16 protein-coding genes are annotated in these 19,274 nt (G+C 44.8%); 6 read left to right on the top strand and 10 right to left on the bottom strand.

Features of this window, described 5'->3' with window-relative positions; all coding sequences use genetic code 11:
• Nucleotides 1-59: 59 nt before the first annotated feature.
• From ABZP31_RS14630 to ABZP31_RS14620, 3 genes are all read right to left on the bottom strand, one after another.
• Complete coding sequence (locus ABZP31_RS14630; RefSeq protein ID WP_248130420.1) at nucleotides 60-605, bottom strand: type 1 glutamine amidotransferase domain-containing protein; 546 nt, start codon at nucleotides 603-605, stop codon at nucleotides 60-62.
• A gap of 235 nt (nucleotides 606-840) precedes the next feature.
• The gene (locus ABZP31_RS14625; RefSeq protein WP_111282697.1) at nucleotides 841-1,926 is read right to left on the bottom strand and encodes a putative zinc-binding peptidase; all 1,086 of its coding nucleotides are present in this window, start codon (nucleotides 1,924-1,926) and stop codon (nucleotides 841-843) included.
• 72 nt (nucleotides 1,927-1,998) lie between these two features.
• Nucleotides 1,999-2,691, bottom strand: coding sequence for a TIGR04219 family outer membrane beta-barrel protein (locus ABZP31_RS14620; protein ID WP_005023885.1), 693 nt, complete (start codon nucleotides 2,689-2,691; stop codon nucleotides 1,999-2,001).
• Nucleotides 2,692-3,228: 537 nt separating this feature from the next.
• Between ABZP31_RS14620 and ABZP31_RS14615 the strand changes: the two genes are divergently transcribed.
• From ABZP31_RS14615 to zupT, 3 genes are all read left to right on the top strand, one after another.
• Nucleotides 3,229-4,707, top strand: coding sequence for a sodium-dependent transporter (locus tag ABZP31_RS14615; RefSeq protein WP_248135499.1), 1,479 nt, complete (start codon nucleotides 3,229-3,231; stop codon nucleotides 4,705-4,707).
• 8 nt (nucleotides 4,708-4,715) lie between these two features.
• Nucleotides 4,716-4,844 (top strand): methionine/alanine import family NSS transporter small subunit, encoded by a 129-nt coding sequence (locus ABZP31_RS14610; RefSeq protein ID WP_005017618.1) that lies wholly within the window; start codon nucleotides 4,716-4,718, stop codon nucleotides 4,842-4,844.
• A gap of 89 nt (nucleotides 4,845-4,933) precedes the next feature.
• Entirely contained in the window at nucleotides 4,934-5,743 is an 810-nt protein-coding gene (gene zupT, locus ABZP31_RS14605; RefSeq protein ID WP_248135497.1) for a zinc transporter ZupT, read from the top strand.
• Nucleotides 5,744-5,766: 23 nt separating this feature from the next.
• Here the strand turns inward: zupT and rsmB are convergent, their stop codons facing one another.
• The gene (gene rsmB, locus ABZP31_RS14600; protein WP_248135495.1) at nucleotides 5,767-7,074 is read right to left on the bottom strand and encodes a 16S rRNA (cytosine(967)-C(5))-methyltransferase RsmB; all 1,308 of its coding nucleotides are present in this window, start codon (nucleotides 7,072-7,074) and stop codon (nucleotides 5,767-5,769) included.
• Nucleotides 7,071-8,033 (bottom strand): methionyl-tRNA formyltransferase, encoded by a 963-nt coding sequence (fmt, locus tag ABZP31_RS14595; protein WP_248135494.1) that lies wholly within the window; start codon nucleotides 8,031-8,033, stop codon nucleotides 7,071-7,073. The genes rsmB and fmt overlap by 4 nt, the downstream gene beginning before the upstream one ends.
• Nucleotides 8,034-8,348: 315 nt before the next feature.
• On the opposite strand from fmt, the gene ilvD reads away from it, so the two are divergent.
• The gene (gene ilvD, locus ABZP31_RS14590; protein ID WP_367156847.1) at nucleotides 8,349-10,034 is read left to right on the top strand and encodes a dihydroxy-acid dehydratase; all 1,686 of its coding nucleotides are present in this window, start codon (nucleotides 8,349-8,351) and stop codon (nucleotides 10,032-10,034) included.
• A 74-nt stretch (nucleotides 10,035-10,108) separates the two neighbouring features.
• Nucleotides 10,109-11,413 carry a hypothetical protein gene (locus tag ABZP31_RS14585; protein WP_005404695.1) on the top strand — a complete coding sequence of 435 codons (1,305 nt, stop codon included), beginning with the start codon at nucleotides 10,109-10,111 and terminating at the stop codon, nucleotides 11,411-11,413.
• Nucleotides 11,414-11,476: 63 nt separating this feature from the next.
• Here ABZP31_RS14585 and ABZP31_RS14580 read toward each other — a convergent pair whose 3' ends face one another.
• Nucleotides 11,477-12,223 carry an HAD family phosphatase gene (locus ABZP31_RS14580; RefSeq protein WP_005404694.1) on the bottom strand — a complete coding sequence of 249 codons (747 nt, stop codon included), beginning with the start codon at nucleotides 12,221-12,223 and terminating at the stop codon, nucleotides 11,477-11,479.
• Nucleotides 12,224-12,408: 185 nt separating this feature from the next.
• Here ABZP31_RS14580 and ABZP31_RS14575 point away from each other — a divergent pair, with 185 nt between their 5' ends.
• Entirely contained in the window at nucleotides 12,409-13,152 is a 744-nt protein-coding gene (locus ABZP31_RS14575) for a sulfite exporter TauE/SafE family protein (RefSeq protein ID WP_005023901.1), read from the top strand.
• On the opposite strand, the gene ABZP31_RS14570 is transcribed toward ABZP31_RS14575, so the two are convergent.
• From ABZP31_RS14570 to ABZP31_RS14555, 4 genes are all read right to left on the bottom strand, one after another.
• A complete protein-coding gene (locus ABZP31_RS14570) occupies nucleotides 13,149-14,054 on the bottom strand; it encodes a LysR substrate-binding domain-containing protein (protein ID WP_005017641.1) in 906 nt (301 codons plus the stop codon). The genes ABZP31_RS14575 and ABZP31_RS14570 overlap by 4 nt on opposite strands.
• Before the next feature lie 88 nt (nucleotides 14,055-14,142).
• Nucleotides 14,143-15,438: a solute carrier family 23 protein gene (locus ABZP31_RS14565; protein ID WP_005404693.1), complete on the bottom strand. Its 1,296-nt coding sequence runs from the start codon at nucleotides 15,436-15,438 to the stop codon at nucleotides 14,143-14,145.
• A gap of 362 nt (nucleotides 15,439-15,800) precedes the next feature.
• Nucleotides 15,801-18,485: a phosphoenolpyruvate carboxylase gene (gene ppc, locus ABZP31_RS14560; protein WP_005404692.1), complete on the bottom strand. Its 2,685-nt coding sequence runs from the start codon at nucleotides 18,483-18,485 to the stop codon at nucleotides 15,801-15,803.
• 151 nt (nucleotides 18,486-18,636) lie between these two features.
• Nucleotides 18,637-19,269 (bottom strand): TetR/AcrR family transcriptional regulator, encoded by a 633-nt coding sequence (locus tag ABZP31_RS14555; protein ID WP_005404691.1) that lies wholly within the window; start codon nucleotides 19,267-19,269, stop codon nucleotides 18,637-18,639.
• Between the last annotated feature and the right edge of the window lie 5 nt (nucleotides 19,270-19,274).

The raw sequence follows: 19,274 nt of genomic DNA, 5'->3' as shown, positions 1-19,274 counted from the left end.
GGATGTAGAAAACAAAGGGAATTAACTATAGCAATGCTGGCAATGGCTGATAGTCCGGTTTAAGCGGCTTCTAGTTCTTTTAAGATTGCTTCATTAAATTCAGGCAGATCTCCTGGATTACGTGAAGTAATTAAAATCCACCCATGGGCCTTGCAATAGGCCACCGCTTCATCTTTCCATAATCCACCTGCATTTTTCAGGTCCAGTTCCAGGCTTTGATAGCCAGTAACGGTTTTACCTTCAATTCGCCCGGCATTAATTAATGTCCAAGGTGCATGACAGATCATGGCTATGGGTTTACCGTTATCTGTAAAATGCTGAATGAGTTGTTGCACCTGTTCATTAATGCGCAGGGTATCAGCATTTACCGTACCGCCTGGTACAATCAGGATGTCATAATCGACCGGATCGACCTTTTCAAAAGTACTGTCAGGTGTGTAGGTTGGTCCAGGTTCTTTATCACCTTTCATGGTCTGTACTTCTTCATTTTTTTCGGCAGCATGAATTGCTTCAATGCCTTTACTCTTCAAAAATTCAAGCGGTTTAATCAGCTCGTCATGTTCTACACCGGCATTTGAAGTAATAATTAATGCTTTTTTTGCCATGTTCCTGAACTCCTTACTGGTTTTATATTTCTTTAGATTAGTCGAGTTTTATAGAACCCCCTATAGCAGTTCTTAAGCAGCTTTGTATAAAACAGATACAGTTTCAAATTTATTTACATTCATTTTTATGACTCATATAAAAAGCCCTACTAAAAGCAGGGCTTTTTAAATACTGTGTTTTATTCAGCATGAAATTGTCTAATTCAAGTAATAATCATTGTCCAATTTCAGTGATTCAGGCTTCCCGTACTTCTGGCTGTAATGCTACTTTGAGTAATCCATTATGTATGAAACGGAGTTTATCCAGTACTGTATCGGATAAGGTAAACGGATAAGCGTCTTCAAGCCCCATACTGCGATTAAGTGCATTTAAGCTATAGCTCAAAGCAAACCAGTTAATCAGGGTCTGTTCAAAGTCCTGTGAGCCAATAGGAGATTCTTTAAACTTCATGGCAGGGTCAGATGGACGGTTAGGCTCTAACCTTAGACCAGCATGATATGCGGTATCGAGCGTATCCATCATATGTAGGTAATGCGCCCAGGTTTCCGCCCAATCTTCCCAAGGATGTGCAGAGGCATATTGGCTAATATAGCTCTCACTCCAGTTCTCTGGTGCACCCTGTTCATAATGATGCTCTAAGGCCTTGGCGTAGTCCTGTCTTTCATCACCGAACAGCTGGCGAAATTCTTCCAGCCATTCTGGATAAGTATGGGTCAGCAGATCAAAATAATAATGGCCGCTTTCGTGACGGAAATGGCCGAGCAGGGTGCGATAATTTTCACCCATGTTAAGCCGTGTCCGTTCACGATGCACTACATCCGCTTCTGAAGCATTTAAGGTAATCACACCATCAGCATGGCCAGTCATCACAGACTCATGCGGAAGGGGCATCAGGAAATTGAAACGCAGGCCATAACGGTCATGATCATCTGTTTTCGGACGCGGCAAGATATTCATCTGCTGGGTTAGATATAAAAATCTGCGTTTGGCCTGTTCTAATGCTCCCCAATACTGTTTATTTTCAGGAATGGATAGATCCGGAATCTTATGGGTTAACTGACACGAAGGACAATACATATTCGGGTCATCTACCGGAATCATCCAGTTGCAGACCTGGTGGTGAACGTAGTTATAACAGGGTTTATAGTCTGGCTTGGAATCCTTGGGATCCGCATGTTGCCAAAGCTGGTCATTAACTGGCTTGAAAGTACCCATTATTTTCTTTTCGACAATATAGCCTAGAGCGGCTTGGCACTTTTCGCAGTAGATATTATTAAAGAAAACTTGGTTCTGGCATTGTTGGCAATAGAAGATTTTCATTGCTTACTCAGTATGCATAGGTGATGACGACCAGTAATGAAGTTTTATTGGCTGGCCGTCTGGATGTTCTTGTTAAAAATGTGCTTCTAATCCTAGATATGGACCTTTGAACTCGAATTTCAGATCATTATCTTCATAGTCATCCAGGTCGATACTCAAACTACGGTAGCCAACTTTTGCACCTAAATCAACGAGCAGACTGTCAATTACGTTATATTTTATTTCAGCTTGTAGATCAGTTATTTTGGCATCATTGACGTTAGTATAAATACCTTCTGCCTGAGCACTTAGACCAGTAAAGGGAAGTTTGGCCTGCACCAGACCATAAAGTACCGGGTAGGTCTCATCAATGTCGAGGGTATTTAGCCCTACAGAAGAAATTTTACCATCAAGAAAACGTGCTCCCACACCGACATCAGCACTGATAATATTGTCGAGTATCTCGTAATATAAAATAGCATCAGTCTGATCTAGATCTACTTCATGTAATGGTACACCGGCAAGCTCATTTTCTGTCTGACTGTTTAAATTAACATATTTAAGTTTGGCATTCGGTATCAACGGTACAGGATGTTCAATAGAAAGCGACAGCTGAGGGCTACCTTTTTGGTCAAGGTCCTGATCATTAAGGTTCTGCTGGTTGCGGTTGAGCTGGCCATCATAGAACCAGTAATCTATACCGGCTTTTGCACCAATGATATCTGCATGGCTAAGCTGGGCTAGGCTGACCATTAATGCAATACCTGAATATTGAAAAAACTTCATAAGGTCTCTTTTATAATGATGAAAAAGCAAATTAAAAAACCGGAGCAGTAAAAAGGTGTTTTTTTACTATTTCTACGGGTAATAGAGCGCATCATATAGCAAACTTTATTTGATGACTTATATTTAAATGTAGAGTCAGCAAGAGAAAAATATTGGGTTATATTGGATAAAACAGAAAATTTTTAATAAGATTTTTATAATTTTTAGGACTATATAAGACTGTACTTTATAAATTATTTTTCTAAATAATTGAAATTAAAACAAGTGAAGGATAAATAGACGAAAGATTTAAAAAGGTGACTGTAGAAATTACAGCAAAGTAAAACAAAAACAGGTATTGTTTCTTCATAAAAAAGCAAAACTCCAGATTCGGCTTTAAGCAGGCCTTTCTGACTTTGCAGGTTTGTGAATTAGACATACAGCTCAAAAGGCTGACCTAAGTTCAAACAAGGAAGATTTATTCAGGATACTTTTTTTGCTTGCGTTATTATCCCAAAAAAAAGCAGCATTAAAAGAAACCTAAGATTTAGGTGTTTTATGACAGATAATCGTGAAAATTGGTCCGCGCGATCAGGTTTTATTATTGCGGCCATCGGTTCAGCCGTGGGGTTGGGAAATATTTGGCGCTTTCCCTATGTTGCCTATGAAAATGGCGGTGGTGCATTTTTAATTCCCTATCTTATTGCTCTATTAACAGCAGGATTACCCCTGCTATTTCTGGACTATGCCGTCGGGCACCGAAGCAATGGTGCACCGCCTAAGGCTTATAAAAAACTGTTTAAACCTGCTGAATCACTGGGCTGGTGGCAGGTGTGTGTATGTATCATTATTGCTTTGTACTATGCGGGAGTGCTCACCTGGGCGGGTAGTTATATATTTTTCTCCATGGGACAAATATGGGGGAATGACCCGGAGGCTTTCTTCTTCAAAACCTTCCTGAGAACTTCAGAAGCCAGCAATTTTGATATGTCTTTTGTTAGCCATCTTTTTTGGCCTCTGGTGGGTGTCTGGGCGCTGGTTTTGGCTATTCTCTATGGAGGCGTAAAAAAAGGAGTTGAGCTTTCTAACCGTATCTTTATGCCTTTACTGGTAGTGCTATTCACTATTCTGGTGATTCAGGCGTTACGCTTACCAGGTGCAGCTGATGGTTTGAACGCCTTCTTCACCCCGAACTGGAAAGCCATGATGGATTATAAGGTCTGGCTGGCAGCTTATGGTCATATCTTTTTTTCTTTGTCTGTTGGCTTCGGTATTATGGTGACCTACGCCTCCTATCTAAAGCCAAAAACCAATTTAACGGGTTCGGGTCTTATTGTCGGTTTTGCCAATTCGTCATTTGAGCTTCTAGCTGGTATTGGGGTATTTGCTGCACTGGGCTTTATGGCTCACTCGGCCGGTACTAGCGTACAGGAAGTAGTAAGTGGCGGGATCGGACTGGCCTTTATTGCATTTCCTAAACTGATTTCAAGTCTGGGAGCTGGGGCTGATCTGTTTGGTATTCTGTTCTTTGGTTCACTGTTTGTAGCTGGTGTAACTTCAATGGTCAGTATTCTGGAGGTGCCAATTGCTGCCATGCAGGACAAGTTAAACTGGAGCCGCAAGAAAGCTGTAAGTGTGGTTGGTTTCAGTACAGGTGCGGTATCTATTTTCCTGTTCTCAAGTGTCAATGCCATCAAGCTGGTCGATATTATTGACCACTTTATTAATAACCTTGGAATTGTGTCGGGTGCTTTAGTTTCAATTATTATCGTTTCCTGGTTCAAACGTGTACTGATGACTGAGCTAGAAATTCACATCAACTCGATTTCTACAGTTAAACTGGGCCGAACTTGGGAACTTACACTAACTGTAGTTACTCCAGTGGTACTGCTGTCAACTTTGGCACTGACTTTAAATGCCTTACTGCAAAAAGGCTATGGTGATTACTCCTTAAGCCTTCAGGTCTGGTTTGGCTGGGGCAGTATTATTTTCTGTGCGCTAGGCGCATTGCTGTTTACTAAGCTCAGTCAGCGTTAGGAGGTGATATGAATACATCTGCAATTATTATGCTGGTCATTTCCATTGTCTTTCTATGGGGTGGTCTAATTTTATCTATTCTTCACTTGATGCGACATCCTGAAGAGATCGATATTAATGACCAACATAGACTCTAAATAAAAATACATTGCTTCAATACTGAAAGACTATAAAAAAAGTCATTATCTCTTGTAGATAATGACTTTTTACTTTTAAGGGACAAACCATGGATAACTTCATGCAGCAAGAAGTCCTGATAGCTTTTCTGGTCACTTTATTGGCCGGACTGGCCACAGTGATTGGCGGAGCGCTGGTCCTGTTTTTTAGGCAGCCCAGCTTCCGGTTTTTATCATTCGGTCTGGCCTTTTCAGCCGGTGCGATGGTTTACGTTTCGCTTACTGAAATTCTTAATAAATCTATTGCTTCTTTCTCTGGTGCTTTTGACCCTAAAACCGGTTATGCCTTGGGAACTTTTTCATTGCTGCTGGGCATTATTCTGGTATTACTACTTGATCACTTCATTCCTAACCCGCATGAAAGTGTAGAAAAAGGTACAGAGCATGGACTGGATCAGCAGCAGCTGATGCGGACGGGACTGCTGACCCTGTTTGCTATTACTGCCCATAATCTGCCCGAAGGTCTGGCAACTTTTTTTGCCACACTGGAAAGTCCGACCTTGGGAGCACCACTTGCAGTTGCAATTGCTATTCATAATATTCCTGAAGGGGTAGCCATTGCTTTACCCGTCTATATAGCCACTCAGAATAAAAAACTTGCTTTAGGTGCAAGCTTTGTTTCCGGTCTTGCTGAACCTGTAGGTGCAGCACTTGGCTATTTTATTTTGCAGCCTTTCATGAGTGATGCAATTTATGGCATTGTCTTTGGAATTATTGGTGGTGTGATGGTTTATCTGGCCTTAGACGAGCTGCTGCCTACAGCCAAACGTTATAGCCAAGGCCATGAAACCGTATATGGACTGGTATCCGGCATGGCGATTTTGGCTTCAAGTCTGGTACTGTTCAGATTTATCAGTTAAGAGTGGCTGAATAAAAAAGTGGCTTAAATTGCCACTTTCTTAATTCTACAGTAATAAAAGCCATCGCCATGTCCAGGTTCTGGCAGCAGCTGGCGGCCATAGAGCTGCTCAATCCCCCAATCTGCCTGGATCTTGTCTTCTACAGCATCTTTGTGTTCAATAAAGAACTGGGTCATTTGCTGCTCATTTTCAACTTTTAAAATCGAGCAGGTGATATAAAGCAAAGTTCCGCCAACATTAAGCTGTTGCCACATATGATGCAAAATCCGTTTTTGCAGATCGACAGTCTGGGCAATGTCTGAGGGCTGACGCAACAGCCGGATGTCGGGATGCCGGCGCAGAACCCCAATAGCCGAACAGGGCGCATCTAAAATAATACAGTCTACTGGCTGTTCAGGCTGCCAGCGTGTTGCATCGCCTGCTTCAATCTGAACATGACCAGCTTCAAGGTCAAGCCGTTGCAGATTCTCTGTAATTCGTTTTAAACGCTGTGGGTCCTGATCTAATGCAACCAGTAGCGCAGGTTGGTACTTTTCTAGAAGATGCGCCGTTTTCCCGCCAGGCGCTGCACAGGCATCAATAACCGTTTTAGTATTCAAATTGGGCAAAAGGCTGGTACTTAGCTGGGCATGTTCATCCTGTACTGAAAACCAGCCCTCGTCATAACCTGGTAGTTCACGTATAGGCATACTCTGGTCCAGTACAATTCCTACATCTGATACAATGCAGGCATGGGCCTGAATCTGTATATTATGCAGTTGTTCCAGATAGGCTTCACGACTGATTTTACGCTGGTTTACTCTTAGGGTCAGTGGGGCTGATTGCTTGAGGTTCTGGCTGAGTGACTGAATCTGCTCGGGCCAGTCTTTATTTAATCGTTTAAACAGCCAGCTTGGCAGACCATGCGCCTGGTTCAGGGTGTGCTGAAATTGCTCGGTTTCCCGTGTGGCCCGCCTTAAAATGGCATTAACCACGCCGCTGAGCGGATGAAAGCCCAGCTGTTTGGTTGCAGTGACCGTTTCCGAAATTGCAGCATGTGGTGCAATACGAGTGCAAAGTACCTGATACAACCCTAAATACAGGCAGGTTTCGACTACAGGATTATTCAGGGGCTTGGTCAGCAATGGCAGGGCCAGTGACTTGAGGGCGAACCATTGGCGTAAAGTACCAAGTAACAACTCATGGAACAAGGCACGGTCACGGTCGGCCACCTGGTTTAGCTGCTGGTTCAGGATCAGTGATAGAGACTGGCCCTGTTGTACTGCCAGCAGACTATGCACCACTTGTGCACGTAAATTCAGGTCTGGACCGGGAGAGGGAATATAACTCATTGTAGGATTTGCCCAACCTTCAGTTTCTGGGTTTGATTAATTTGTACAGCATTCAGCGGTTTACCGCCTGGCCATTGCAGGCTGGTCAAGCAAAGTACAGTGTGCTGACCGCACTTTATATGAACCCCTTTTTTATCGATCGCAACAATCTCACCTGGCTGGGCGGCAGTATCTTGCTGATCTGAAAGCCGTGATTCCCAGACACGCAGCGCAGTATGGTCATCTAGTTGACAAAATGCTACCGGCCACGGATTAAACGCCCGGATATTGCGGTCCAGAGCTACTGCATCCTGAGTCCAGTCAATTTCTGCTTCAGCCTTGCTCAGCTTATGGGCATACACAGCCAAGCTATCATTCTGGACTTCACTGTCAGCAAGTGCCTGTTGCAGGGTCTGCTCAGATTCGAGCACTGTACAGATGGCTTCAGCGCCTTGTACTGCGAGTTTATCATGCAAGGTTGCCGAGGTATCACTGGCCAGAATCGGACATAGCGTTTTAAGCATCATATCGCCTGTATCCAGCCCGGCAGCCATTTTCATAATAGTGACACCAGTAACCTGATCGCCTGTAGCGATAGCGCGCTGAATAGGGGCAGCACCACGCCAGCGTGGCAGCAGCGAACCATGAATATTCAGGCAACCATATTTAGGAGTATCTAAAACAGCTTGTGGCAAAATTAGACCATAAGCCGCCACCACCATTACATCTGCATTAAGTGCGGCCAGCTGCTGCTGTGCGGCCAGCCCTTGTTCAGTACTGCTTTTAAAATGCAGAGGCTGAAAAACGGGCAGATCATGTGCAAGTGCCAGCTGTTTTACCGCTGAGGCAGTCAATTTCTGGCCACGACCTGCCTTGCGGTCTGGCTGGGTATAAACCGCCACAATGTCATGAGGTGTTTTTAATAATGCATTTAAAGCTACTGCGGCAAATTCAGGGGTGCCGGCAAAAATGATTCTCACAAGTGCAATCCGCTATAAATTTGTTTCAAGTATAAGGCATAATCGGCTGGAGGCCTAAAAGCGATGCGTATCCGGCTGTAACCTGAACAAACTGACTGCTATATATGAACAAAAATTTATTTAAAACTATTTATTTATAATTTTATTTTATATAAAAATAAAAAATTATTCATGCAAGTTTTCGGGATTATTCGAGAGATAAAGGCCTTTGCAGCTTTAAGAAATACAGAGGCTTCTATAGAATGATCACAATTAAAAAATACAGATGATGCGATCATAGCTACGGCCATCGCCTAAGCCACGGAGTGAGTTTTCATGAGCAAAGAAAATATACGCGAGCATTCAGCACCAGTTTATGAGGGCATCGAAAATGCGCCGGCACGTTCCATGATGCGTGCAGTGGGCTTTAATGATGATGATTTTACCCGTCCATTTATTGGTATTGCCTCGACTTGGGCAAATGTTACACCATGCAATATGCATATTGATGGTCTGGCGCGTGAAGTAGAAAGTGGTGTGAATACAGCCGGTGGTAAAGGAATCATTTTTAATACCATTACTATTTCTGACGGTATCTCAAATGGTACTGAAGGTATGAAATACTCACTGGTATCCCGCGAAATTATTGCTGACTCAATTGAAGCTGTTGTTGGCTGTCAGGCTTATGATGGCGTAATTGCAATTGGTGGCTGTGACAAGAATATGCCGGGATGCATCATGGGACTTGCTCGTCTGAACCGCCCGGGCCTGTTTATTTATGGTGGTACGATTCAACCGGGTGAAGGTCACACCGATATGATTTCAGTCTTTGAAGCAGTAGGTCAGCATGCCAAAGGTGAAATCAGTGCAATTCAGGTCAAGCAGATTGAAGAAGTGGCATTGCCTGGTCCGGGATCATGCGGTGGAATGTATACCGCAAATTCAATGGCCTCTGCCATTGAGGCGCTCGGCATGAGCTTGCCGGGTTCATCTTCGCAAGAAGCTATATCAAGTGACAAACAGCTCGACTGTGCGCGTGCTGGCGAAGCAGTAATGAACCTGTTGCGTCTGGATATCAAGCCTCGCGATATCATGACCAAGGCGGCATTTGAAAACTCAATTAAAGTTCTGATTGCTCTGGGCGGTTCAACCAACGGTGTATTGCATTTGATTGCGATGGCACATACTACCGGTGTCGAACTGACACTGGATGACTTCGTACGTATTGGCAAGGATATTCCGGTTGTTGCTGATGTACGCCCTTCAGGTAAATACCTGATGTCGGAACTGATTAAAATCGGAGGCATTCAGCCCCTGATGAAGCGGATGCTGGACCGTGGCATGCTGGATGGTTCTTGCATGACAGTAACTGGTAAAACTCTGGCTGAAAACTTGGCTGATGTAGAAGATTATCCTGAGGGTCAGCAGATTATCATGCCGTTTGATGCACCAATCAAAAAGGATTCACATCTGGTAGTGTTGAAGGGCAACTTGTCTCCTATGGGTGCCGTGGCAAAAATTACCGGTAAAGAAGGGCTTTACTTTGAAGGCCCGGCGCGGGTATTTGAAGGTGAAATTGGAGCTATGCGCGGTATTCTGGATGGCGAAGTTCAAGAAGGCGAAGTCGTGGTCATCCGTGGTGAAGGGCCAAAAGGTGGACCCGGTATGCCAGAAATGCTCAAGCCAACCTCTGCCATTATCGGTAAGGGCTTGGGCCAGTCAGTTGCCCTGATTACAGATGGCCGCTTCTCGGGTGGTAGTCATGGTTTTGTAATTGGTCATGTAACTCCGGAAGCCTATGAAGGCGGACCGATTGGTCTGGTCAAAAATGGTGACCGGATTTCGATTAATGCCGAGACCCGTGAGATGACCCTGCATATTTCAGATGAAGAAATGGCAGCTCGTAAAGCCGTTTGGGTTAAACCGAAACCAAATTATACTTCGGGTGCGCTGGCCAAGTTTGCTAAACTGGCAGCAGGCGCAGACAAGGGTGCCGTTACTGATCTAAATCTGGATGTGTAATTGAACATTTTGTCCTGACTTGTTATAAACCCTTGTATTAAGACAAGGGTTTTTTATTTTTAGAGGCTACTCACATGTCACTGTTACGCCGTTGGTTTGATCCGATCCGATCGAGCTGGTTTTATCAAAAACCTTCCCGGCAGGCGGTATTGCCTACAGATCAGGGGCTGAGTATTTATCTGCGGCTGGATGATGTCTATAGTTATCTGGCTGCACAGCAGCTGACCCAGCTCGACAATATTCTCAGTGATGACATCAAGCCGCTCAAAATTATTATTTCAAGCCGGGCAGCTGAACCACCTAATAATATGACAGCCAGTGAATGGCAGGCCTATTGTGTTAATGATGCGCAGATTCTGGCAAAGCAGCACCGGTTTAGTTTTCATGAAACTCCGGAACTGCCTACTGCAGAGGCCTTGCAACAGGCCGAACTGATACTTCGTAATACACCGTTACAGGGGCGTAATTTCCTGTATCTGCTTGAGGATGTGTTTCATATGCTTTGGCAGCAGCAATATGGCAAGTTGCGCACGCTGTATGCAATGGCCAAGCGTCATCAACAGCCGCATGACTATCCGGAGCGAATCTTTACAGATAATGCAGTCTTGTCCAGCTACTTTGAGTTCGGTGGACGAAAATACCATGCAGTTGATGATCTGCTGCGTTTAACCCGCCGTCTTAAACAGCAAAAACTGCTGACGGGTAATCCGATTTTTCTGATCAATCATATCGAATGGCGTGAGCATCTGCTCAGTGACGCTGAAGAGTTGTCAGATATTCAGAGTATGCATCCGGAGCTTGATCTGTATATTGCACTTGAAGACCCTATTAGCTGGCTACTGCTGGCTTATATTAAAGAAGAGTTGGCAGATTATTATAATATCCAGTTGCAGGTTTATCCACTCAGTTACCATGGCCGTGACTGGTTTGACTGGAGTCTGGCCACCCGCCTATCAAAACGCACCGAAGTTGCTTTTACGCCATTTTGCCGCCCCACTCAGGAAGCAACTTTAAATATGGCACGACTATTTCATAGTGTGCCGGAAGAACAGCGTATTGAAACCATGTACACTCTACTCAAAGCAGTGTGGACGCAAGGCAAAGATTTGTCGTATAAACTGCATTTTATGCAACTACAGCATAGTCTGGGAATTGAGCAGCTTGGTGAACAGGATGTTGTGACATTACTGGAAAAGAATGATATGCACTGTGAAAACATGCACCAACCTAGTTTACCAGTATTGCAATTACGGATTGATGGGCAGAGCTATACCTTTAACAGCCTGTACCGGGTCTGGATGATTGAAAGTATTTTTAACAATGTATTGGAAGAAAAGTATAAAACTGAAAATGATGCAGAGCATCAGCAGAGGGATTAATCAAAGAACCTGAACCCGACTGGAATAAAAAACAGCTGTAAGTTCCAAGCAGTAATATATCAGTTATATTTTCTTTGACCAGACTGAGCTGACAGCCTGCTGGTTCAGAACCTCCAACAATTCTTTATAGTCCTGCACTATATAGTCCGCTTTAAGACGGATTTGATCCTGTTCATGTTGGGAATGTTCATCATATATGGCCACGACCTGTATGCCAGCCGCATGTGCTGCCTCTACACCGACCAGCGAGTCTTCAATAATCAGGCATTCACTGGCTGTAATCTGAAAATGTGCCAAGGTCTTAAGGTAAACTTCAGGGTCCGGTTTAATGCGCGTAACATTTTCGCGGGTAAGAATGAGGGAAAACTGGGTATTAAAATCTATCTTCTGGTAAATGTTGGGATTATTCTGCTGATAACGCTGGATATTATGAATACTGGTTGTGGTGGCGAGGGCCAGCAGAAAATTCTGCTGTTGTAATTCCTTTATGAAATGCTCGGCATACGGTTTTAAACGTATTACCTGATCAAGAAAATGCTGGGAGATGGTATAACGTAATGTTTTGATTTCCTGTTTTGATAAAGCAGAACCATAACTGTCTTTTAAAAAACCACAATATTCTAGGTATGGATCAGCATGAGTCCTGAACAGATTCAGTTGTTGGTCGCGCTGCTGTTGAATCTGTGACAGTGAGATGTTCTGGCCACTCAAGCTTTTAATCAGGTGGGCATCAATATCATTCCAGATACCAACTGAATCGATCAATGTTCCATCGAGATCAAAACAGATTACTTTTTTGTTACTAAACATGGTACGTATTCTTTACTCAGCCCAAGCGCATGGAAGTATAACATGGACGGCTAAAACAGTTTTTCCGCTCTGTCCCTTGTATCATTTGGCCTCAATCTTCTGTTGAGGCCTGCTCCATAAAACCCTGATATTGGAAGTTGCTGACTTTACTTAAAATAATCGCTCTACCCAAAGGGATGAGTTGAATGCTTGGTTATGTCATAGGTGTATTTGCAGTAGCGGGAATGATCAAGGGAACTATTGGTCTGGGCCTGCCCGCAGTTTCAATGGGATTGCTAAGTCTGGTGATCAATCCATTTCAGGCGGCCACCTTATTGATTATACCTTCCATGGTCACCAACTTTTGGCAGCTTTTTGCCGAAGGCCATGTGGTACGACTGATCCGACGTTTCTGGCCGATGCTAGTGGGAATAGTCACCGGGACAATATGGAGTATTTTTCCAACCCTGGGTGAAACAGATATGGCGTTTCATAGCGAAATTTTACTAGGGGCTATGTTGGCGCTTTACGGACTATATGGCCTGTGCGCTAAAAATATGCCGAATCTGGCACCGTATGAGAAATGGCTTTCTCCAGCAATAGGATATCTGGGCGGAGCACTGACGGTAGCAACTGGGGTAGTAGTCATCCCGGTTGTCCCTTATTTGCAGTCTTTACAGCTTAAAAAAGATGATCTGGTACAGTCCTTGGGGTTAGCTTTTACCGTTTCCACACTGTGTCTGGCTATTTTTCTGCATCAAAACCCGGTTGATAATACACCGATTGATTATACTCTATCGATGATTGCCCTGATTCCGGCACTTATTGGCATGTGGTTGGGTACTAAAATCCGTTATCAGATAAGCGAGCAGAAATTCCGGAAAGTGTTTTTTATTGGTCTGGTTTTATTCGGCAGTTATATGATGCTACACCAGTTAGGCTGGCTCTAGCCCAGACTGAGCTGACTTTTCTTTGCCAGCAAAAACTGGCTGAAATGCTGATATGGCACAGGCAGCTCGTCAAAACTACGTGCGGCCAATAAGAGTTTACGATTGGCCCAAGCACCATTCAGCTTGATCTGATGGAAGGTGTAATGAACACTTAGTCGCATGGCTGCACGTTTAGGCATAACTGCCACTCCTACGCCATTGGCAACTACCTGGGCAATGGCTGCAAAATTTGGCAGGCGTAAACGGTACTGGATAGCGCAGCCAAGAAGCTGGGCTTGGGTTTCAATTGACTGCTGTAGAGAATGATGCTGCATTAATCCGACAAAAGGCTGGGTGAGCGTATCGGCCAGAACCAATTCTTTAAAATGACTCAGTTCATGCTTTAGGGGGCAGATCAGTACCAAAGGATCATCAGAGAACTCCAGTGTCTGTAACTGATGGGCCTGAAAGAAACTGGAAATCAGGCCCAGGAGCGCCGTCCCCTTATCCAATGCATAAATAATATCGTTACTTTCTGCCTCTTTCAGATCGATTCTGACCTGAGGATTTTCAACCAGATACTGGGGTAGCAACTGTGGCAGATACTCACTTTGTGCAGATGAGTTACACCAGAGTGCGACTTCACAGCTTAAATTTCTGGAGAAAGGTAGCATACTGTGCTGTAAATGCCGCCCTTGCTGAATCATCAATGTGGCCTGCTCGGCAAAGGCTTGTCCGGCTAAGGTCAGACTAACACCAGAAGAGTGCCGGATAAACAGCTGTACGGTAAACTGCTGTTCCAGTTTTTTGATACGTTCACTGGCTGCCTGCAAGGAAATGGCTGAGCGCTCAGCACCCCGGGTCAGACTGCCACTGTCTACAATATTCAAAAAAAGCTGCAGATCAAATAAGTCAAGGCGCATGGCTGAGCTGTTCTTGGAAAGTACCACTATCTTACTAAAACCCCCATAAAAAAAGCAGCCCGAAGGCTGCCGAAATCAACAGATCAAATCAGGTTTTATCTTTAAGGCTAAAAAACCAGTTCAATAAAATTGCTGCGAAGGTTGCAGTACCAATACCGCCCAGATTAAAGTTGCCAAAGACCAGCTCAAAATTACCGGCTCCCAGAATAATAGTCACGGCAGCAACCACCAGATTTTTGTTATTAGCAAAATCGACCTTGTTTTCAATCCAGATTTTGGCGCCGGCAATGGTAATCAGGCCAAATACTACAATTGATGCACCTGTCAGGATAGCGGTAGGAATAGTAGAGATGACTGCACCAAATTTTGGTGAAAGGCCCAGAAAAATTGCAAAGATACCGGCAATCACAAAAATAATGGTAGAGTAAACCCGGGTAATCGCCATTACCCCAATATTTTCACCATAAGTCGTCATACCGGGAGCACCAACACTGCCAGACAGTGAAGTCGCAATCCCGTCTGCAACAAATGCCTTGCCTAGATGCGGGGTCAGATTTTCACCTGTCATCGCCCCAACTGCCTTGATATGTCCCAGGTTTTCAGCTACCAGGATCAGTGCAACAGGTGCAATAATCAGCATGGCATTCATTTCAAACCGGGGCGTGGTCATACTTGGCAGTCCGAACCAGGCTGCATTCGAGATGACTGAAAAATCAATCGGTTTACCATAGCCCAGCACATTACTGATGATAAAATAAAGCAGGTAAGACAGTAGTAGCCCAACCAGCAATAATAAACGCTGCAAAAGTCCACGGGTAAAGACTGCGATCATACCCATAGAAAGTACCGTTAGTAGTGCCATCCACATATCAAACTGATTGCCTGCTACACTCTTGACGGTCACTGGCGCAAGGTTCAGGCCAATAATCATTACCACTGCGCCTGTTACCACAGGAGGCATCAGTTTCTCGATCCAGCGGGTACCAGTCAGCATGACAATGAAACCGATGACGGCATAAAATACCCCACAGGCCACTATACCGCCCAGAGCAACAGCCAGGTTCGGATTGACACCGCTACCAATGGCATGACCACTTGCTGCTGCGACTACACCAATGAAAGCAAAGCTTGAACCCAGATAACTTGGTACCCGACCGCCTGTAATTAAAAAGAATAAAATGGTGCAGATCCCGGACATCAAAATAGCCAGGTTAGGATCAAAACCCATCAGTAAAGGTGCAAGTACCGTTGCGCCAAACATGGCGAATGCATGCTGGATACCTAAAACTACACTTTGTGCCGGAGGGAGATATTCATTGGTAGAGACGGGTCGCTGGTCAATGTGACCGGCATAAGGACGCCATTTGGGAAACCAATTGGACATAAAATGAGCTCTTGAAATTCAAACTGGCGACATCATACTCTTTCTTTTCTGGAGAATTAATCTCTCCAGTAAAATTAAATGATGATAATTACAATAGTTTTTTGGTTTTTTTACCAACCGGTAAAAAGGTTGAATAAGCTAAATTTTACGAAATCAATCAATTAATTTATGATTTTTTAGAGTATTGACTTTAAAAATAATTTTTGCATGAGATAAAAATAATATGTTTTAAGCAGTATTTTTTAATAGAGCCTGATTGGAATGGAAAACGGATGATAGCTACATATTGATCTGCCAGTAAATTAAATCTTATTTACTGGCAGAGATTTTAAGTATTTAAAACCTATTCGCTAAAGTATGGATTAGCCTGTGTTACGTAAACCTGCGGCAATACCCGCAATACTGACCATCAGGGCGTGGTCAACCGGTGTATGTTCAAGTTGCTGTTCAGCCAGATAGATCCGGCGGCGTTTCATCAATTTGGCCTGTAACAGGTGCAGGGGCAACAGATACGGTTTACGCACCCGCATTGACTGGTCCAGTACTTCATTATGGCTGAGCAGCTTGGATTCGCCCTTGAGTGCCAGTAAAGTCTGAACAGCATCTTGCAGACGCTGACGCAACTCTTGTCCAAGTGCTTTGAGTTCAGGGTCATCAGTCAGATGAGCCTCATAATATAGCGCTACATGGGCATCGGCCTTAGAGAGCACCATTTCCAGCATGTCTATCAGTGTCTGAAAATAAGGCCATTGCTGTAACATTTCATCCAGCAGTTCTTTTTGGCCCTGATCCAGTACCTGATTTAGTGCAGCACCTGTACCCAGCCAGGCAGGGAGCATCAGCCGGATCTGGGTCCAGGCAAATACCCATGGAATAGCACGCAGGGATTCGATACCGCCACTGACTTTACGTTTGGCCGGGCGTGAGCCTAGCGGCAGCATCTGCAGTTCCAGCTCAGGAGTTACAGTACGCAGATATTGCACAAAGTGTGGATTCTCCCGTACAGTCTGGCGATAGACCTGTACTGAAAGATCAGTCATGCGATGCATCAGTTCACGCCATTCGGCTTTAGGTTCTGGCGGTGGCAATAAAGTTGCCTCTAGCGTTGCCGCGGTATAAATTTCCAAATTTTGCAGGGCAATACCTTCCACACCAAATTTGAAGCGAATCATTTCACCCTGTTCTGTTACCCGAATGGCCCCTGATATTGAACCGGGTGGCTGGGAGAATAAAGCCTGCTGGGTTGGTGCTCCACCACGGCTAATAGAACCACCACGACCATGAAACAGAGTCAGCTGAACAGCATGTTGCCGCGCCACCGCAGTTAGCTCTTCCTGAGCACGGTATTGTGCCCAGTTGGCAGACATAAAGCCGGCATCTTTTGCGGAGTCGGAATATCCGATCATTACCTCATGCTTACCCTGAATGTGCTGTCTGTACCAGTGCATATTGAACAGTGTCGCCATCGTAGCGGCTGCACCATCCAGATCCTTTAAGGTTTCGAACAGGGGCACAACACGCAATGGTCGTTGTATACCTGCTTCTTTTTGCAGTAGTAGTACGGCCAGTACATCGCTCGGGTACTCCGCCATGGATATAATATAGGCACCCAGGCTTTCAGTTGGCTGTTCGGCCAAGGTCTGCATAGTCGCAAACACTTCCTGAACATCGGGATGCAGGATCAGACTTTGTGCCGGCTCATTGAAGTGTTTAGGCAGTAAAGGCCGTTTACTTTGTAATTCCTGCAACAAGAAGTTCTGGCGTGCCTGTTCTGTCCAGGTGTCAAAATTTCCCAGACCCAAGTATTCAGTAATGGCCGAGATGGCTTGGCGATGACGGCCCGACTCCTGACGGACATCCAGTTTTAAGAGTTCGATACCAAAACAGTTAACCCGACGGATAAAATCCAGCAGTCGGCCATTGGCAATTTCTGGCAGATTACAGGCCATCAGTGAGCGATAACAGAGAAGTAAAGGCTGGAGTAATTCGTCCTTGCTATGAATAACAAGGCTGGCGTCAGCATCTTGCCCCTGTAATTTCTGTGCAAGCCAGTGACGGGTAGCGCGTAAACGTTCGCGTGTTTGACGCAGATATTCCCGGTAGGGTTCAGGATGGGTATATCCCAACGCTTCGCTCATTTCCTCGGAGCAGTTCTGAATGGAAAGTTCCCAGCGCAAGGCTTCAATATCACGTACATACAGATCAGCAGCCTGCCAGCGTGATAGCCATAAAACTTCCTGTGTAACCTGATGGGTTACATTCGGATTCCCGTCCCGGTCGCCGCCCATCCATGAAGCAAAGCGAATAGGTGCAACTTCGAGCGGCAGAGGTCGGCCACAATGCTCGAGTACCAGCTGATCCAGTTCATGAATAAATTTAGGTACAGCATTCCACAGGGTTTGTTCAATAGTGGTAAAACCCCATTTTGCCTCATCAATCGGGGTTGGACGATGCTGGCGGATTTCATCGGTTTGCCAGGCTGAACAGATCAGCTGCTTCATTTCATCCAGCACACTCTGACGTTCATGAGGGGTCAGTTTTTGCTGGTCCAGACGCGACAGGCACTGGTTGATTCCGTCATATTTCTGAATCAGGGTACGGCGGCTGACTTCTGTAGGATGTGCGGTCAGTACCAGCTCGATCTTGAGTTCACAAACTTGCTGGTAGAGCGCATCAGCACTGATATCTTTTTGTTTAAATTTCTGAAACAGGTGATCAAGCGGGTTTGGAGAAGGAGCATTTTCATCGAATTCATGCTGTCTCCGGCTGCGGACCAGATGATATTGCTCGGCAATATTGGCAAAGTTCAGAAAATGGGAAAAAGCCCGGGTCAGGGGCAGAATTTCTTCATCTTTTAATGTTGAAAATAGTTCTTCGAGCTGTTTTTCTGCTTCTTTTTGTCCGTCACGCGCACCTTTAGCTAAAGCACGAATCTGTTCAATCTGATTAAACAAATCCTGTCCCGCATGCAGTTTGAGGGTTTCACCCAGAAGATTACCGAGCAAACGGACATCTTCACGTAACGGGGCATCAATTTGTTGAATCATCACCTTTCTCCTGAGGCTGTTTTCCTTATATCTTTTTGACTATACCGCGATTATGTGACTTGCCAAGACAGAGAATTTGAATTCCTGATCTTTTGTGCAAAAAATAACAGGCAATACAGTTAAATTTTTTAAAATAGAGTAGAAGTCTGGTTCAAGGTGGAGATGAGCGAACCTGATAGCGTAATAAAAACAGCTCAATGGACTGCTGAATCATGCAGTCACGTTCTTGCTGATCTGGGACCGGCTGCATACCAAGTAATACATGCTGATGTCGGATACCCAATAACAGGGAAAGTAATAGCTCGGTATACATGACCGGGGCAGCTGGCTGAATAAAGCTCAACTCAATAGCCTGGCGGAAGAAATCTGTCAGGCTATTGGTCAGGCGCTGATGCGAAGCCTTAAAAAACTGTTCTACCAGAGGACTCTGCTCGGCTGCCAGCTGTAGCAGGATATATTCAAGCTTGAGCGCTTCTGGCAGGTAAATTAGATGTAATACCCGGCTACAGACCTGATACAGCTCTTTAGCAAAATGACTTTGTGCATGCAGACTGAACTGGCGGGCCGGTATCGCTTCCTCGCAACTTTCTTCAATGGCACAGGTAAATAAAGTGGCCTTGTCCTGAAAATGATTATAGACCGTCAGCTTGGTTACACCGGCTTCAGATGCAATCTGGTTCATACTGGAGCCGTGATAGCCCTGTTTTAAAAACATACACTTGGCTGCAGCCAGGATCCGGGCTCGTTTTTCCAAATCTTTAGGACGACCTGCTGTTATTTGCACACCAT

It is taken from the genome of Acinetobacter sp. FL (genome assembly GCF_040744925.1).
GTDB lineage: Bacteria > Pseudomonadota > Gammaproteobacteria > Pseudomonadales > Moraxellaceae > Acinetobacter > Acinetobacter radioresistens.
This window is presented reverse-complemented; position numbering and strand designations above follow the sequence as displayed.

Excerpts from the sequence above, each read along its gene's own strand:
- ABZP31_RS14630 (WP_248130420.1), bottom strand. The coding sequence starts at position 605 with ATGGCAAAAAAAGCATTAATTATTACTTCAAATGCCGGTGTAGAACAT.
- ABZP31_RS14625 (WP_111282697.1), bottom strand. The coding sequence starts at position 1,926 with ATGAAAATCTTCTATTGCCAACAATGCCAGAACCAAGTTTTCTTTAAT.
- ABZP31_RS14620 (WP_005023885.1), bottom strand. The coding sequence starts at position 2,691 with ATGAAGTTTTTTCAATATTCAGGTATTGCATTAATGGTCAGCCTAGCC.
- ABZP31_RS14615 (WP_248135499.1), top strand. The coding sequence starts at position 3,229 with ATGACAGATAATCGTGAAAATTGGTCCGCGCGATCAGGTTTTATTATT.
- ABZP31_RS14610 (WP_005017618.1), top strand. The coding sequence starts at position 4,716 with ATGAATACATCTGCAATTATTATGCTGGTCATTTCCATTGTCTTTCTA.
- zupT (WP_248135497.1), top strand. The coding sequence starts at position 4,934 with ATGGATAACTTCATGCAGCAAGAAGTCCTGATAGCTTTTCTGGTCACT.
- rsmB (WP_248135495.1), bottom strand. The coding sequence starts at position 7,074 with ATGAGTTATATTCCCTCTCCCGGTCCAGACCTGAATTTACGTGCACAA.
- ilvD (WP_367156847.1), top strand. The coding sequence starts at position 8,349 with ATGAGCAAAGAAAATATACGCGAGCATTCAGCACCAGTTTATGAGGGC.
- ABZP31_RS14585 (WP_005404695.1), top strand. The coding sequence starts at position 10,109 with ATGTCACTGTTACGCCGTTGGTTTGATCCGATCCGATCGAGCTGGTTT.
- ABZP31_RS14580 (WP_005404694.1), bottom strand. The coding sequence starts at position 12,223 with ATGTTTAGTAACAAAAAAGTAATCTGTTTTGATCTCGATGGAACATTG.
- ABZP31_RS14575 (WP_005023901.1), top strand. The coding sequence starts at position 12,409 with ATGCTTGGTTATGTCATAGGTGTATTTGCAGTAGCGGGAATGATCAAG.
- ABZP31_RS14570 (WP_005017641.1), bottom strand. The coding sequence starts at position 14,054 with ATGCGCCTTGACTTATTTGATCTGCAGCTTTTTTTGAATATTGTAGAC.
- ABZP31_RS14565 (WP_005404693.1), bottom strand. The coding sequence starts at position 15,438 with ATGTCCAATTGGTTTCCCAAATGGCGTCCTTATGCCGGTCACATTGAC.
- ppc (WP_005404692.1), bottom strand. The coding sequence starts at position 18,485 with ATGATTCAACAAATTGATGCCCCGTTACGTGAAGATGTCCGTTTGCTC.